Origin of the sequence: Spirochaeta isovalerica, from assembly GCF_014207565.1 — a bacterium.
GTDB lineage: Bacteria > Spirochaetota > Spirochaetia > DSM-2461 > DSM-2461 > Spirochaeta_F > Spirochaeta_F isovalerica.
In genome coordinates this window covers 22833-38198 of sequence record NZ_JACHGJ010000006.1, presented here as the reverse complement: position 1 = coordinate 38198, position 15366 = coordinate 22833, and the positions used below count along the sequence as shown (strand labels likewise).

General features: G+C 47.6%; 18 protein-coding genes. 5 read left to right on the top strand and 13 right to left on the bottom strand.

Going from position 1 to position 15366, the window contains the following annotated elements; translation table 11 throughout:
• Positions 1–4: 4 nt before the first annotated feature.
• From rplI to rpsF, 5 genes are read right to left on the bottom strand one after another with little or no spacing between them, the layout of a single operon-like run.
• Entirely contained in the window at positions 5–589 is a 585-nt protein-coding gene (rplI, locus tag HNR50_RS14780) for a 50S ribosomal protein L9 (protein ID WP_184747557.1), read from the bottom strand.
• The gene (locus HNR50_RS14775) at positions 586–1563 is read right to left on the bottom strand and encodes a DUF2232 domain-containing protein (RefSeq protein ID WP_184747556.1); all 978 of its coding nucleotides are present in this window, start codon (positions 1561–1563) and stop codon (positions 586–588) included. Before HNR50_RS14775 ends, rplI begins: the two co-directional genes overlap by 4 nt.
• Positions 1564–1569: 6 nt before the next feature.
• Positions 1570–1857 (bottom strand): 30S ribosomal protein S18, encoded by a 288-nt coding sequence (gene rpsR / locus HNR50_RS14770; protein WP_184747555.1) that lies wholly within the window; start codon positions 1855–1857, stop codon positions 1570–1572.
• A gap of 30 nt (positions 1858–1887) precedes the next feature.
• Positions 1888–2364, bottom strand: a complete 477-nt coding sequence (gene ssb, locus HNR50_RS14765; protein ID WP_184747554.1) for a single-stranded DNA-binding protein — start codon at positions 2362–2364, stop codon at positions 1888–1890.
• 22 nt (positions 2365–2386) lie between these two features.
• On the bottom strand, positions 2387–2668 hold the full coding sequence (gene rpsF, locus HNR50_RS14760; protein WP_184747553.1) for a 30S ribosomal protein S6: 282 nt from the start codon (positions 2666–2668) through the stop codon (positions 2387–2389).
• A 134-nt stretch (positions 2669–2802) separates the two neighbouring features.
• Between rpsF and HNR50_RS14755 the strand changes: the two genes are divergently transcribed.
• Positions 2803–3267, top strand: coding sequence for a hypothetical protein (locus HNR50_RS14755; protein ID WP_184747552.1), 465 nt, complete (start codon positions 2803–2805; stop codon positions 3265–3267).
• Positions 3268–3274: 7 nt separating this feature from the next.
• Here the strand turns inward: HNR50_RS14755 and HNR50_RS14750 are convergent, their stop codons facing one another.
• The 6 genes from HNR50_RS14750 to HNR50_RS14725 form a co-directional block, all read right to left on the bottom strand.
• Positions 3275–4162 carry an MBL fold metallo-hydrolase gene (locus tag HNR50_RS14750; RefSeq protein ID WP_184747551.1) on the bottom strand — a complete coding sequence of 296 codons (888 nt, stop codon included), beginning with the start codon at positions 4160–4162 and terminating at the stop codon, positions 3275–3277.
• A 54-nt stretch (positions 4163–4216) separates the two neighbouring features.
• Positions 4217–4474 carry a flavodoxin family protein gene (locus tag HNR50_RS14745; RefSeq protein ID WP_184747550.1) on the bottom strand — a complete coding sequence of 86 codons (258 nt, stop codon included), beginning with the start codon at positions 4472–4474 and terminating at the stop codon, positions 4217–4219.
• Positions 4475–4653: 179 nt separating this feature from the next.
• Complete coding sequence (locus HNR50_RS14740) at positions 4654–5670, bottom strand: SIS domain-containing protein (protein ID WP_184747549.1); 1017 nt, start codon at positions 5668–5670, stop codon at positions 4654–4656.
• The gene (locus tag HNR50_RS14735; protein WP_184747548.1) at positions 5657–6433 is read right to left on the bottom strand and encodes a PIG-L deacetylase family protein; all 777 of its coding nucleotides are present in this window, start codon (positions 6431–6433) and stop codon (positions 5657–5659) included. The genes HNR50_RS14740 and HNR50_RS14735 overlap by 14 nt, the downstream gene beginning before the upstream one ends.
• 10 nt (positions 6434–6443) lie before the next feature.
• Positions 6444–7646 (bottom strand): diphosphate--fructose-6-phosphate 1-phosphotransferase, encoded by a 1203-nt coding sequence (locus HNR50_RS14730; RefSeq protein WP_184747547.1) that lies wholly within the window; start codon positions 7644–7646, stop codon positions 6444–6446.
• A 19-nt stretch (positions 7647–7665) separates the two neighbouring features.
• Positions 7666–8787, bottom strand: a complete 1122-nt coding sequence (locus tag HNR50_RS14725; protein WP_184747546.1) for an ROK family transcriptional regulator — start codon at positions 8785–8787, stop codon at positions 7666–7668.
• 197 nt (positions 8788–8984) lie between these two features.
• On the opposite strand from HNR50_RS14725, the gene HNR50_RS14720 reads away from it, so the two are divergent.
• Genes HNR50_RS14720 through HNR50_RS14710 form a run of 3 tightly spaced genes read left to right on the top strand, consistent with a single transcriptional unit; the run spans position 8985 to position 11262 of the window.
• The gene (locus tag HNR50_RS14720) at positions 8985–10445 is read left to right on the top strand and encodes a UTP--glucose-1-phosphate uridylyltransferase (RefSeq protein ID WP_184747545.1); all 1461 of its coding nucleotides are present in this window, start codon (positions 8985–8987) and stop codon (positions 10443–10445) included.
• The gene (hisI, locus tag HNR50_RS14715; protein ID WP_184747544.1) at positions 10442–10774 is read left to right on the top strand and encodes a phosphoribosyl-AMP cyclohydrolase; all 333 of its coding nucleotides are present in this window, start codon (positions 10442–10444) and stop codon (positions 10772–10774) included. Before HNR50_RS14720 ends, hisI begins: the two co-directional genes overlap by 4 nt.
• Positions 10771–11262, top strand: a complete 492-nt coding sequence (locus HNR50_RS14710) for a YkgJ family cysteine cluster protein (RefSeq protein WP_221439895.1) — start codon at positions 10771–10773, stop codon at positions 11260–11262. The genes hisI and HNR50_RS14710 overlap by 4 nt, the downstream gene beginning before the upstream one ends.
• Here the strand turns inward: HNR50_RS14710 and HNR50_RS22760 are convergent.
• Together HNR50_RS22760 and HNR50_RS14700 are read right to left on the bottom strand one after the other, a co-directional pair.
• A complete protein-coding gene (locus HNR50_RS22760) occupies positions 11252–12712 on the bottom strand; it encodes a peptidoglycan DD-metalloendopeptidase family protein (protein WP_184747543.1) in 1461 nt (486 codons plus the stop codon). The two genes, HNR50_RS14710 and HNR50_RS22760, sit on opposite strands and share 11 nt — an antisense overlap.
• A 90-nt stretch (positions 12713–12802) precedes the next feature.
• A complete protein-coding gene (locus HNR50_RS14700; protein ID WP_184747542.1) occupies positions 12803–13846 on the bottom strand; it encodes a 3-deoxy-7-phosphoheptulonate synthase in 1044 nt (347 codons plus the stop codon).
• A 247-nt stretch (positions 13847–14093) separates the two neighbouring features.
• Here HNR50_RS14700 and HNR50_RS14695 point away from each other — a divergent pair, with 247 nt between their 5' ends.
• Entirely contained in the window at positions 14094–15200 is a 1107-nt protein-coding gene (locus HNR50_RS14695) for a glycoside hydrolase family 3 protein (RefSeq protein WP_184747541.1), read from the top strand.
• Positions 15201–15366: the final 166 nt, after the last annotated feature.

Sequence of the window (15366 nt, the reverse complement as noted above, 5' to 3'; positions counted from 1 at the left end):
GAAATTATTCTTCGTCTTCAACATCTGTTTCGTCAGCAGCTTCTTCTTCTGTTTCGGCTTCTTCTTCTGTTTCGGCTTCTGCTTCAGCTTCAGTTTCTACAGCAGGCTTTGCAGCAGGTGTTTCTTTCTTTTCAGCTTTAACTTCCGATGCTTCGACTACAACTTTCAGTTCAGCGACTTCACCACCGTAAAGTTTGATTTTAACAGTGTATGTTCCGACAACCTTGATGGAATGATCGGGAACGTCGATTTTTTTCTTTTCAACTGAAATACCGAGCTTAGCCAGTTCTTCAACGATGTTGGCGCTGGTAATGGCTCCGAAGAGTTTACCTTTTTCACCAACAGGCATAGCGAATTTCAGTTCTTCGCCCGCCAGTTTGTCTTTAAAGGACAGAGCATCTTTTCTCTTGGCTTCTTTTCTGGCTTCAATGGCGTTTTTCTTCTGGTTGAAGATTTCCACGTTAGCCTTATTGTAGGGAACGGCGATCCCTTTGGGAATGAGGTAGTTTCTTCCGTATCCGTCAGCAACGACTTTTACGTCACCCTCTTCGCCGAGGTTGGATAAATCCTGTTTCAATATTACTTTCATTGGACCAACTCCTTATCATTATGTCTGTAGTTTATCCAGAGTTCGGAAACTCCCAGACCAGGCAGCAGAAAAATGACTGCCAGATTCAGGGGAAAAATCAGAAGAGACAGGGGTAATAACCATCCCGTCATCCTCCGGACCCCCGGATTCACTTGTTTCCTGGCCATAAGGAACTGCAGCAGACCGAATCCCTGCAATCCGTATAGAGCCCCCGCAATGTACAGGCTGTTGCTGACAGCAAACCCGGCTATACCCAGATCCATATCAAAACCCTTTCCGTTCAGCAGCATCCGCAGCAGAACCAGTGTCAGGGGGATGAAAAGGAACCAGACAAGCCTATCCGGTACATTTAACTCCTGTAATTTCGGCTGCTCGTTTTCGCGCCCTATCGACTTCAAGCCGATGCGCAGTCCGAGCCGCCAGGTCAACGCCACAAAAAAGCAATAAACAGCGAGATAACTGCTCAGGAAAGAATCCTTGAAAATCCGGAACATACCTTCAGCGGTAATTGATCCGACAACAGCATCTCCCTGGAATGCCTGCTGAAGCATTGCTAGTGCGCTCTCGATCTGTGCCGTCATCACCGCGAGAAAAGCGGGATCGGAACCCAGATAGAGCAGAACCGGAAGTGAAAGCAGACCGGCTGTGGCAGTGACAATCAGAAATCCCCACACTTTTGAAAAGGATCCCATTTTGAAATTCACTGCGTAAAGACCGCCGATCAGGAGAAGGAAAACAGCAAAATCAGCTATTATCAGACTCCCTGCGGTTACCGCTTCCGGGGTGAGGGCCAGTTTGAGAATCAGATTCCCGAAGAGGACCCCCGACGCGGAAATGAGAAAACCTTTCTCGCCGCGCCTGACTGCCATGACCTGAAGAGGGAGCATAAAGAAGAGCAGTAAAAGCCCTGTCATACTCATTATCAGAGAGAGCACCGCCGCGAGCGATACCTCTGTCCATCCTCTTCTATCCATAGCTTTTTATTTTGTAACGAAAGGCAGAAGTGCCAGAGTTCTGGATCTTTTGATTTCTCTTGCCAGCATTCTCTGGTGCTTTGCACAGGTACCAGTGATTCTTCTGGGGAGGATTTTTCCTCTTTCAGTGATGAATCTTCTGAGACTGTCGGGATTTTTGTAATCCACTTCTACTTTCTTGATGCAGAATTTACATACTTTCTTTCTGAAGAACATTCTGCCTCTGCCTTTTCCGCCTCTCGGGCCGGCATCTTTTCTGCCATCCTGGCCCATATCTTTCATATCGTCAGCCATTGATTAACTCCTTGTTAGAAATCTCCCGACTTAAAACGGGATGTCGTCCTCAAAACTTCCGCCGCCGCTGTATGTGTCAAAGGGCTGGGAATTCTGAGACTGATTAGGTTGAGATGGTTGAGACTGATAATTTCTTCCGCCATTGTTATTGTTATTGTAGGAACCGGAAGAACCTTCAGATTTTCCGCCCAGAAGCTGGATGTTTGTCACTTCGATGGAGACTTTGCTCCTCTTCATGCCATCCTGTTCCCATCTTTCCTGACGGAGCTCTCCTTCAACGGCAACCTGCTGGCCGCGCTGCAGATACTGATTCAGCGATTCGCCTCTTTTCCCCCAGAGCACGCAGTCAAAAAAGTTGGCCTCATCAACCCATTGATCTCCCTGCTTTCTTCTGCGGTTTATGGCAACGCTGAACTTTGTCAGAGCAAAACCCGAAGTTGTATAACTCAATTCGGCATCTCTGGTGAGACGCCCTACAAGTATTACACGATTAATATCACCAGCCATCACTCACCTCCTGTCTGCTGCATTATTTTTCTTGTTTTACGAAGAGATATTTGAGCACACTGGGAGTCAGCTTGAGATCTTCATCGATCTTTACGAGACTTTCAGGCGCTGCTTTGATTACAAACAGGTGGTAGTGTCCTCTCTCTTCTTTCTTTACGGGATAGGCGAGCTGTCTGTCGCTCATATCCTCTTCAGAAGAGATCTCAACACCGTGTTTCTGGAGCAGTTCTTTTACGGCCTTGAGGCCTACTGCGTAGTTATCTTCCTTTGTGTTGAAGATACTCACAAATTCATAAGTTCTCATTTATTAATAATCCTCCTTACGGACTATAGTGATTCACCCCTACCGGGCGAATAAAGAGGCTGAAAAAAAATACCATATGAGCCATATGATGTCAAGGTGCGTGAACTCCAGGCCGATGAAAGAAGAGAGGACTTATGAAACAGAAAATACACTATGAAAACGACATTTTTTACCTGAAAACCTATATCAGGATATTAAGCGATGCTCTGAAACTCAATATTGATTCCTTCATATTCGCTGAAAAAACACTGGAAGATATCAACTTCATTGAAAGCACGATCAGCAAACTATACGGATCGCTCGAGGAGAATCCCCATCTGATCCGCCGGCGGGATCACCTTCTTTCGGTCCTGGAAGTGAAAAAATACTTTATATCCTACCTGGAAAACCTGACCCGGAACGGCAACCCCTTCTCAAACGACCTGAAGCAGGCCTTCCCGAAACTCCGGCGACTGGTAGCCAACCATACCAGAGATCTGAATACGCTTCAAAACCAGCTCAGTACCGAGGAAAAAGTCAGCAATACGGCTGAACAGATCTCCGAAAACGAAATGAGCTTTCTGCTGACACCCTACCTCGATCCCGATTCGGAGGACTGAAGGGCTATCAAATCCCCTGCCAGTAGAGAATATTATCTTCGAATTGAGTTCTGATTTTCCCTTCATTATAGAGAAATGAGAGGAAAGACCGGATTGTACTGCCCACGAGTGCGAACTGACCGTGATTCAATTTGATACCGTTAATCCGGCAGATATCGCTGAGGATGTAATCAAAACTCTTCTTTTCACCTAGAATAGCCATCAGATCCGCTTCTAACTTATCCAGAACTGCGAGGTTACTGTCTATCAGGCCCCGGGCGTTATCGACGATATTTCCATGGGATGGAATAAAGTACGCTCCCGGTCTTCCTGCTATCAACTCAATTGAATTCCTGTATGCCTTCACATCGAAAATAAAAGGGATTTTATATTTTTCCAGAATATCCTCTCCGAAAAGCGAATCGGCGACGAAGAGGCAATTATCGGGAGATTCGAGACCTATCATATCAAAGTAGTGTCCCGGAATCGGGAAAGAGCCGATGTTGTCCCCTATGACTAGTCCATCGGTGACAATGTCGGTGACACGGGAGGGTTTAGCGAGAAAGAACTTATTCCGGAGATCCTTCACCTCCATCCCGCCCCATAGGAAGGCAGCTTCCAACCGCGGGTGTTCGGTAAAAGCACTTTCCAGAGGGGAAGAAAAAATACGGCAGCCGAGGTTTCTCTGAAGATAGTCGTTACCGCCGATATGGTCCGCGTTGGAATGGGTATTGATAACTGCCTGAAGCGTCCAGTTTCTCTCTTTGAGAATCTGATTGATCTTTCTTCCCGACTCTTTATCATTTCCGCTATCGACCAGATAAATTCCGTCACTTTGTGTAATAAACCCGATATTGGTCGGCCCCTCTAAAACCCAGGTTGACGGCCCCAGTTGCCTCAGTTCGCTTCCTGCCATCTCAAATCTCCTCCTGCCTCTGTGACAAAATTTCAGTCCGCAATATCCGACCTGTCAAGAATATAGCTCCTGACTCCGGCCCAGAGCCATCCTGCGGTCTTTTTTCATCAGTTCCGGTTCCGGAGCATTACAGGCATGGACCGGAAAACAGATAACAAGCCGTTCATATTCGGAAAACGTGTCGCCGGAATCATGTCTTAGCTCGCGCAGAGAACTTTGAATCCCTCTCTTTCCGAGCAATCGATGAAATGTCTCAGCAACAAGCCGCGTGCATCCTGTCCCTGAAAAATATACGATCAGAACTTCTTTCATACACAAAAGAGTATATCGTCCGTCACAAAAGAAAAAGGAAGAAAATCGGTGGGCAAAAAAAAATCCGGCCCCGCCCGGCCGGAAATACAAACATAAGGATGAGATTCTTTAATAAAACAGGAAAAAAACAGGAGCGGCTGTCTTTATTTCAAATATAAATGCCTTTCATCGGCATATCATCAGCCTGCGACCTCGTTACCGACTTTGCGGGCCCTGACCGGTTTATCCAGATCCACCCCGAGAGCAATCCCCGTCTCGACGAGAAGACTCCACCCCGCAGCAAGCTCCACGTAATTCCGGAACGCGCCTCCGTCGGGAATGATAACCGTATCAAATGAAGTCTGTCTGGAGGAGATGGCGATGATATTCATCCCTACGCCGTCGGCAAGGCACTGGCGGAATTTCTCTTCTTCATCTTCAAAGGGGTCGACGACGATCAGAATGTCTTCTTTGTTCATGACTTCCTCGATTCCGTGAGCCGCGTAGGTCCCTTCGAGGTAATCGGATTTTTTCCGTGTGATTTCGTTGGTTTTAAGCGTCAGCTCTTCGGCTACCCCGTTGTTCCGTCCTGCGAAATAGATCATTCCGGCCGATGCGATTTTTGCTATGATGGCAGGATCGATTTCCAGCGTCAAAGCCTTCTCAACGGCGTCGCCGGCTTCTTTGAGTCCTGTCAATTTTTCTCCATTCATTTCAGCGAGAAGAGCATGATAGAAAAGCGCCTGTTCGGCTACGCTTTTAGTCGCCGCGACGGCATCTTCGCTTCCGCAGTCGAGAACGAAGGAACGATCGGTGATTTCCGTAACAGGTGTTTTGTCAAAAGCTGTAATTCCGTAAATTCCACCATTGTGATCTTCTGATTTCAGTTTCTTGAAAAGCCTGACCAGCTCCTTTGTTCTGCCGGAGTTGGACATCCCGAATACGGGAACCTCATTGAGATTGTACTCGAGAGCCTGAGTTGATCCGTCCGTATGGAGAGAGAGATTGTTCCCGCTCCGGAGGTTTTCATAGATGGCTCTTTTGGCGGGGAAAATACGGCTGGACCCCTCTCCCGTCAGGAAAAGACGGGAGGCTCCTTTTACTTTTTCAGCAAAAGGAGAAATTCTCGAAAGATCAAAGTTTCTGACCACATCGGCGGTTTCCAGCATTTCCCGGCAAAGGGCGTACTGACTGTATTTTTTTTCATTTAAATTCATCGCTAACCTCTAAATAGTCTTTTAATTCGTTCTGGATCAGGGGATAGGTTTCAAATCCTCCGCCCAGATGCTGCCAGAAGCATTCGGCATATTCAAAACCACAGAGCTTTCCGATCTGGCGGTTGTAGTCGAGGGCTTCCTCAAAAAAATTATCCATATTGAACATTTTCTTCATAAGGCTGATCTGCGACTGATGGCAGGCCAGCATTTTTTCCTTAGTCTCCACAGCCGTGCTGATATCAATGAAAAACTGAGGAGCCGGCATCGGCTCGCCCAGAGCCCCTTTCAGGGTCATAGGCGCCGTGTGATAGAACAGGGGGGTCACATCCAGCGGGGCTTCCTTGCAGGGAGCATTAGGCAGTGTCGCCTGCATGGTCGCCACATCAACTATGGCAGCTGTGGCTCTGTGATCAGAGTGATAATCATTGGGAACATGACTCATGACGATTCCCGGTTTCACCTTCCTGATCAGCTCCAGTGTTTTTATGCGGGCCTCCAGGTTGTCGTAGACATAACCGTCCCGTTGATCCAGGCAGTAATATTCGGCGCCGAGAACTTCTGCTGATCGGGCGGCTTCGTTTTTTCGCAAAGCCATCGTTTCCTCTTCGCCGGTATCGAGTCCGCCCAACCCGCCGGCCGTCATAGTGGCTATAGCTATGCGGTAGCCCTTATCTTTCAGCAGCTTGAGAGTTCCGGAACACCAGGCGTCCGTGTCATCGGGATGGGCCTGCACGACCAGAACAGTTTTATTAAATCTGCTCATATCAACTCCTTCAGGCAAACTTATCTTCCAGCCGCGTAAAGGCCGGCAGTTCGGGAATCAGAGGTTTGATGTAATCGAGAAATTTGTCCGTAACGAAGTTCCCCTCTTCATTAATATAATCTTCAGGCATGGACTTGGCCCTGACGGCAACACTTGACAGAGGAGCGGTACCATATTGAAAAGAAACTTTTCCTTCCTTCTCCTCTCTTTCGATGGTAACCATAACCGCCGATGTTCCAGCTGCGGCAAGCTCGACAGCCTTGACACCGCAGTCGAAAGCTCTCTGCAGATCTTCAGGAATGGCTCTGTCGATGGCACTCATAATCAGGGATTCGGTAATCTGGAACTCCCCTCTCAACCCGAGTTTATTAGAAAGCAACTTATGAACATTCAATCCGACGCTTGCTCCACCCATGGCGCCGAATTCCGTATTGCCGAATTTGTCGGCATCCTGTGATGCACTTACCGGCGTTCCATCAGCGTATTTCAAACCTTCGCTCACGACAACGGAAACCCATCCGTACTTATCGATACACTTTCCGGCGTCTTCGATAAATTTATCCGCATCGAAAACTCTTTCAGGACAGTAAATCAAATGCGGTGCATCATCTTCCTGTTTTTTTGCCAGAACAGTGGCCGCTGCCAGCCATCCCGCATCGCGCCCGATAGTCTGGTAAACGACAAACTGATCAACTTTTTTCATATCCCTGGCCAGAGCGCCGGCCTGCTGGACCGAGAGAGCGTTATATCTGGCCGCCGAAGCAAAACCGGGTGTGTGATCTGTTCCGTAAAGGTCGTTATCAACCGTTTTGGGTATTCCGACTCCGTACAGCTCGTAGCCTTCCCGGCTGCAATATTCTTCGACCCTGTGGATGGTATCCATGGTGTCGTTTCCGCCGATGAGAAAGAAATAGCGGATATTGAATTTTTTAAAGACTTCGAGAATCCGGGGGAAATCACTCTCCTGAACTTTATGGCGGGAAGAGCCCAGAGCTGATGAAGGCGTTTGCCTCAAACCATCGATTACGGAATCACTCTGAGCGGAAAGATCCCATAAGTCTTCCTTCATAAATCCTTCGATACCGAAGTGCATACCGTAAAGCGTTTCTATGTTCGCCGTATTTTTCACTGCCGACATAACCCCGGCCAGCGAAGAATTGATAACGGAAGTGGGTCCTCCCGACTGCCCGACGACAGCATTACCTTTTATCATACTCAATCTCCTGTTTATCTTATCTACTCTGTTTCAACTTGCTGAACAGATCATATTCTTTTATTTCCGCCCCCTCTTTCTCTCCCTTCAGCATGGGGGTCTGAAAGAGTTTTTCCACAAACATGGAAGCGGCTCCGTAAGCCGTATCAAGCTCATTGGTCCGGGGAAAGGTCACTTTGAATGGGCTTTCCGCCATCCGCTTCTCCACTTCTTCCCGGAACCTGGTAAAGTGGCCGCCGAAAAAGATTTCCCCGGGATCAAATACATGAAAAATCGGGATAAGAAAGCCGAAAAGGCTGTCCAGGTATACGGTCAGGGCACGGCTGTCTATTTCCCATCCGGATCCGGTCTGCCTGTAGATATCGGCGGCATGGCGGGACAAGAGATTCTCGGGCAGCTCACCGGCAGCTGATCCGGATCCGTAATACACTTCTCCCCCCAGAACGATTCCCATACCGATTTCAATCTCTTCGGGAGCTTCTTCTCCTTCGAGACGGTGGAGCTTCCAGATGATATTGAGAAAATTATCCAGTTTTCTCTCTTTGTTCCGTTCAAGCTGTCCCCAGGCGCAGCAGTTCGCATCATTATCAATAATGACGGGAACCGGGAATTTTCCTTCAGCCTCCCTATTGAAATCAAAACCGCCGAGATGAAGGGATGTCGCCTTATGAATCAAGCCCTTCTCTGTATCGACGATAGCGGGAATTCCGACACCTATACCGATCAGGGGAACGGGAACCTGCTCAATTTCACTTTTCAATTGCTCGTATACACCGAGTATGGTTTCAACCATTCCCGCGAATTTCATATCACCGGACCATTCTTTGAGGATCTCTCCGTTGAGATTGGTCAGAACCGCACTAAAGGAGCTGATTTGAAGATCAATCCCCAGTATTGACCCGTAATTTTCGTTTATTCCCAGAAGAACAGGCCGGCGACCGCCCTTGGAAGGAGCGTTTCCCTCCGACAGGACTTTGACGATTGACATCTCCAGAAGAGGATTGACAAGGTTTGTTATAGTGGACCTGTCCAGTCCCAGCTGTCTTGAAATCTCGATCCGGCTTATTCCATTGCTGATTCTAAGCTTCTGTAAAACATGAGAGCGGTTGACGATTCTCTGAAACTGCTTGCTATCGGGCATTCTTGCTCCTCAAATGAAATCAGGTCTCTTCCAATGCTGATTTGCTAACATTTCAACTGGTATAATCAGCCGGCATCATGTTTGTTTATTAAATCAACAATGACAATATAACCCCTCTCCCCTTTTTTGACAAGAGAAAAAGTAAACAATAATTTCAAATATTAATGTTATCATATGGGCACAACAAGGAGTGATCTATGACAGAAAAACTGAATAATTCCCTTATTGATAAAGATCTGACGCTGCATATTCTGGAGAGATACAACCGGGGAGATTTCGATCATGTTAAACCTGTCCTGGCTCAGTCTTTTCCTCCTGTTGATAATAAAACGATAATCGATATGACCGGTTCCCCTTCTTACGAGGACAAAACCGCGACAATGATTGCCAACCTTGAGAAATACGGCATACCCCCCGGCGATTTTATCAGAGAAAATCGGGACACGACCAAATTGAACAAAGCCGAACTGGAACAGATCGGCCGCAGGCTCATGTCTTGTTATTCCTTCGGAATACTTAATGGCGGTTCGGCGACTTCCTATGCCGATTCCAAAAAAAACAGAGCCTTTAACCGGGCCCTGTTCGAACTGACCGAAGCTGAGTTTCGCACTTTAGCGGAAATCTCAACGGGAAAGGCAAAAGGGATTACCCCGGCATTCATCAACAGAGACGGAACAGCAGGCCCTTCTTTTATTGAACTGAAAATGCGCTCTCTTCTTCTGGCCGGTGTTCCCTCTCTTTTTCAGATGACAAGCCATTTCAATAACGACTCTGTTTCAGAAACATATAAAGGATATGAGAAAAGCCCATTCCTGCTCGACCTGATTGAACTGAGAAACAACAATATCTGCCGCGTCGAAACAGGAGTCCAACCCCTTCTGGCTGCGTTCACCCACAGCCGGTCCGGCAAAAAGAAGAGCCTTTTTGAAAAAGAGAATGGAGATCTTCTCCCCCTTCCCGGCGGTCACGGTCAGTGCTTTGTCACGCTGAAAGAAACATTTTCAAGGCTCCGGGCAAAAGGCATCCGCTTTATATCCATCGGAAACGTGGACAACTCTGGCTACACTCCCGATCCGGTCAGTCTGGCCGTCCTGGCTCTATCGGGAAAGCAGGCGGGGTTCGATTTCTCATTCAAAACACCGGTTGATGTAAAAGGCGGCATACTCGTCAAAGATCAAAACGGCCACCTGAACTGTGCCGATCTGGGTGTGGCTATTGATAAGGACGTTGTTGTAGAGGCTGAAAAAAAAGGAGACTCCATTCTGTTCAACTGTGCAACGGGACTTTTCAACCTCGATTATCTTATGGAGAATATTGACTGGATTATCGAATCGCTTCCCATGCGCTTCAGCGATCAGGACAAAGATGCCGGTCTGTATTCCCAGGCGGAACAGGTGACCTGGGAAGTCATCGGCCTTCTCGATGATATCCTTATTTTCGCCGTTGATAAATACGACCGCTTTCTGGCGGCTAAGCTGATAATGGAAAATCTGATGACAAGCGGCATTAAAACCGATAAATATCCCGAGGAACTGAAGGAGCTGTCGCTGAAACTCAACAGCGGTCTTGAAAAAAAGCTCTCTACAGTCTACGGTCTTGAATTAATAGATAACCGCTGGTACCCCATACCAGCGGAAAAGCTGGAGTTGCAGTCATGATAGAACCAGATTTTTCCAAACCGGCAGACGGCCTGCTGCCTGCCATAGCGCAGGATTTCGAAACAGGAGAGATCCTCATGCAGGCCTATATGAACAGAGAATCCTGGGAGGAAACCCTGAAGAGCGGTTACGCGGTATACTATTCCAGGAGCCGTAAAGAATTATGGAAGAAAGGCGCCACATCAGGTAACCTTCAGGAGATAAAAGAGATCCGTCTCGACTGCGATTGCGACGCGATTCTGCTCAAAGTCAACCAGATTGGCGGAGTGGCTTGCCATACAGGGCGGCGAAGCTGTTTTTTCAATGTGGCGGTCCCCTTAAAGCCGTGAGAGATTCCTATAAGCAGATGCTGGACAGAGCTTCAGCCAAAACTCAGGAAACGTCAAAATTCTTTAAGAAACTGAAAAAAATCAAAACCGCCGAACTGGATAATCTCTTTCTGGAAAGACACATCCGCTACAGCAGTGAGATCGACTGTCTGGATTGCGCGAATTGCTGCCGGGGAACCGGCCCGCTTATAAAAGAACGAGATATTAAGAGGTTATCCAAATCCCTTTCCATGAAACCCGGAGAGTTTACCGACACGTACCTTCAGGTCGATGAAGAGGGGGATATGATTTTCCGGGAAATGCCCTGCCCTTTTATAGCCGGCAATAATTACTGCATTGTTTATGAAGACAGACCGACGGCCTGCAGGGAATACCCGCATACAGACCGTCAGAAAATCGCAAAATATCTCGGGCCGACACTGAAAAACTACAGCATCTGCCCCATCGTCTATCTGGTAATCGAAGATTTGAAAAAGACTATTCCTTAAGCATATCGCCTTTTTCAATAAGGGGATTGATCTGATCGTATGTTCCGAGAGGACCGCTTTCGCTGCCGTAGCGGCTGTAGATCCGGATTTCGAAATGAAGGTGCGGTCCCGTCGATCGTCCCGCTTCTCCGATATCGCCGATTTTCTCGTTCTGCTCTATTTCATCACCTTCTTTCCATCCCGTAGGCTCATCCATATGGGCGTAGAAAGTGGACCATTTTACAGCGCGGGGATACTGATCGAGAATCTCATCAGTCATGACATGTTCGACCTCGGCATTCCAGCCGTAAACGGAATCGTAACTGATATCTCTGATAATTCCGTCAGCCACGCTGACGATGCTGCCCGGTTTATCAGGTGCCCGGACGATGGCGTTGTCGGGCGTAATATCGATGATATTGTTGATATTGATAATATCGACGGCATAATGGGGACGGGCTCCGCCGGTTCCGATGGGCGTTATCCTCTTCTCCATGAATCCGCTTGAAATCATGAAGCTGGAACCATCATTCTGACTGCCGTCCAGTCTTACGGGATAAACGAGATTATCAAACACCAGCCTGAAGGATACGAGGGTTTTCACATTATTGGCGTCGGTCGCCAGCAGCGTTTCCGCCTGATCTTCATTCTGGGGAAGCCGGGATACCTGATAGATAAGATCACCGTAAGTGGAAGCGGATTCAACCTGAACGGCAATAAACTCGTAGGCCCGTTTCCTGGAATAATATTTATTAGGCAGTTCATCGGCCATCCGGCGGATATTGGAAGCCGTATTCTGCCGACTGAAATAAAAAGCTTCCTTCTCCTGGGCGACAGAAGCCTGCAACGCGCTTAATTCTCCCTGGACATCCTGAATGACTCCCGAGAGCTCCGTAAGGGCTTCTCTGTTACGGCTTGTGGAGGTGTCGATTGAATAATCGAGGCCGTCGACAATGCGGGATATGCGGCTGTATCCGAAACTGTTGAAAATGAGCGCTGTAAAAAATCCGCAGACCAGCACGGCAGCGGCGATGAGAAGAACCGTATTATTGAGTTTTCTCGCGGCGAACAGGGACGCTTCGGGAATCTTTTCGACTCTTCCAAGGGGAATTTCGAGAACATTCCGTTTCTTGTTTTCAAGATTTTTCAGTCTTCCAAGAGCATCGGCGAGTTCCTTTTCCACAGAACCGCGATCGAGGGCGTAACCGTTTTTTTCGCTGTTTGAGACAGTCCACTGTCCGCTTTTGGAAAAAACCCAGTTAAATGAGGTGTGACTGCTGTTATCACCGGCTATAATATTTTCGTGCAGGATTATCGTATTGAGATCAACGCGGGTCAGGGCATAGAGGTAGGAACAACTCCGGCCGTCCAGCATAAGAGAAGATTCTGATTTTCCGGAAGAGGATACCTTTCCGTCCAGTATTTTCGAAATCTCATCGATGACCTCATCAACCAGATGGTCTTCAGCCACAGTCTCACTCCCTATAAATTTATGAATCACCATAAGTTATAATAAAGAGACTGAAAACTTTCCATAGCCTGAACAGCGATTCGGGAAAGATTAATCCAACTTTTCAACGACAGAAGCGAGAAGCTGTTCTGTTTCTTTCCACCCGATACACTCATCGGTAATGGAGACGCCGTATTTCAAATCGCAGAGATTTTCAGAGATTTTCTGGTTGCCTTCAAAGAGATTGCTTTCCAGCATAAAACCGCGAATCGATTTTTTACCTCTCAATCTCTGTTCGACGATATCTCTCAGAACGCGTTCCTGACGAATATGTTTCTTTCCGGAATTGGAGTGGCTGCAGTCGACGACAATAGCCGGTTTCAGCTCGGCGGCTTTCATGATGCGCTCCGCTTCCTCGACCGATTCCTCATAGTAATTGGGGCCTCGTCTGCCCCCTCTGAGAATCAGGTGGCTGTCGCTGTTTCCTTTTGTCGTGAATATGCAGGTATCTCCCGACTGGTCAATTCCGATAAAGCTGTGGGGATAACGGCTCGATTTCATACCGTCAACGGCTGTCTGAATCGATCCGTCGGTACCGTTTTTGAACCCGACGGGCATGGATAGACCGCTTGTCATCTCGCGGTGGGTCTGAGACTCGGTCGTGCGGGCTCCGATCGCCGCCCAGGAGATAAGATCGGCGAGATACTGGGCGACAATGGGATCGAGCATTTCCGAAGCTGCGGCCAGTCCGATCGAGTTTATCTTGAGAAGCAGACTTCTCGCCTCCTTCAGACCTTCACCGATCTGGTAGGTACCGTCGAGATGGGGGTCGACGATAAGACCTCTCCAACCAATGGTCGTACGCGGTTTTTCGAAATAGACCCGCATCATAATATAAATTTTATCAGCGTATTTCTTTTTAAGCACATTCAGCTTCTCCGCATATTCCATGGCGGCGGAGGTATCGTGGATGGAACAGGGCCCGACGATCGCCAGCAGGCGGTCATCTTCACCCGAAAGGATACGGGAGATTTCCCTGCGACTCCTGTGAATGTGTTCCGCCATATCTTCCGATGCGGGATGCAGATCCTTCAGCTGTCTGGGGGAGATGAGTTTTTGAACTTCCGATATATTAACATTATTGAGTTTATCCATTATGATTCCTTACACAAAGCATACCACCGAAACATTGGAGCGTTCTGAATTGAACTCATTGAGAAACGGCATAATACCCCGATTTCTTCTTATTTTAATCTTATTTGCAGGTTGTGCAACCAACCCCGACATTAAAACTGACACAAATTCGAATCTTCCCATAGAAACAAAGCCTGTTTTAGAGCAAAAACCAAGAGAAAAACCTATTACTGAAAAGGAAAAAACCGAGAGGCGTATCGATTCCATAATGGAATCTCTAACGATTGAGGAAAAAATAGGACAGCTTTTCCTGATTTCCGTCAGAAACAGCTATTCGGGAAACAGGATGTTATTTGCTGACGATTATATGAAGAATATAATCGAACAATACAAACCGGGCGGTATTATCCTCTTTACTATAAACTTTGCCGATCCCGTCCAAACCAGAGATCTGATCAGAGGAACTCAGGAACTGAGCTCTATTCCCCTTTTCATTGCCGTAGACGAAGAAGGCGGCAAAGTCGCCCGCCTCGGGAATACTGACCGCATGTCGGTGACAAAAATTCCACAGGCAGCGGTTATCGGACGGACAGGCAACCGGGAATATGCCAGGTTGTCTTCACAGGTCATCTCCCGGGAGCTCAAGGCATTCGGCTTCAATATGAATATGGCCCCCGTGGCTGATGTCAATACCAACGCCCGGAACCCCGTAATCGGGGACAGAACCTATTCAAGCGACCCCTTACAAGCCGGCAGAATGGTTGCTGAAGTCGTCCGGACCATGGCGGATGAAAATATCATATCCGTTCTCAAACATTTTCCGGGTCATGGCGACACGAGTTCCGATTCCCATAAGGGCGATGTGACCATACTACACGATCTTCAGAGGCTGGAGAAAGTGGAGTTCGTCCCCTTCCGGATGGGTATCGAAGCGGGAGCCGATGCGGTTATGACGGCCCATATAAAAATGCCCCTTGTTACGGGAAATGATTTGCCGGCTACCATGTCTCCTCTGATTCTCCAGGGAATTCTAAGAAATGAGATGGGCTTTAAGGGTATTATAATAACTGACGCCATGGATATGGGCGCTGTAAAAAACTACTGGTCCGCCGACGAGGCGGCCGTCAATGCCATTAAAGCCGGTGCGGATATTATCCTTATGCCCGCAAGTTTAAGCGATGCCGTCCAGGGCATTCGCAAAGCCCTGGAAGACGGAGTGCTGACGGAAGAGAGAATCAATGAATCGGTCAGACGTATTCTCAGAGTCAAAGTGAAAAGAGGCATTCTCGATCAGAAATCAATCGGATCGGATCAGATAATGGATATAATCGGTTCAACGGAGCATGCGCGGATTATTGACTCGATAATAAACTGATTTCAAACCACAGGTCACAGGGGTTAATGCGGATTGAGCATTAACCTTTTTTTTGGGATTTTTCAAAACATTTCTATTGTGAAGAACATTTTTGAATATATTTTTCTTATGTTTCTTCAAACCACACACTCACTCTCCCCCATTTTTAACCATTTTTTTTGCAAGT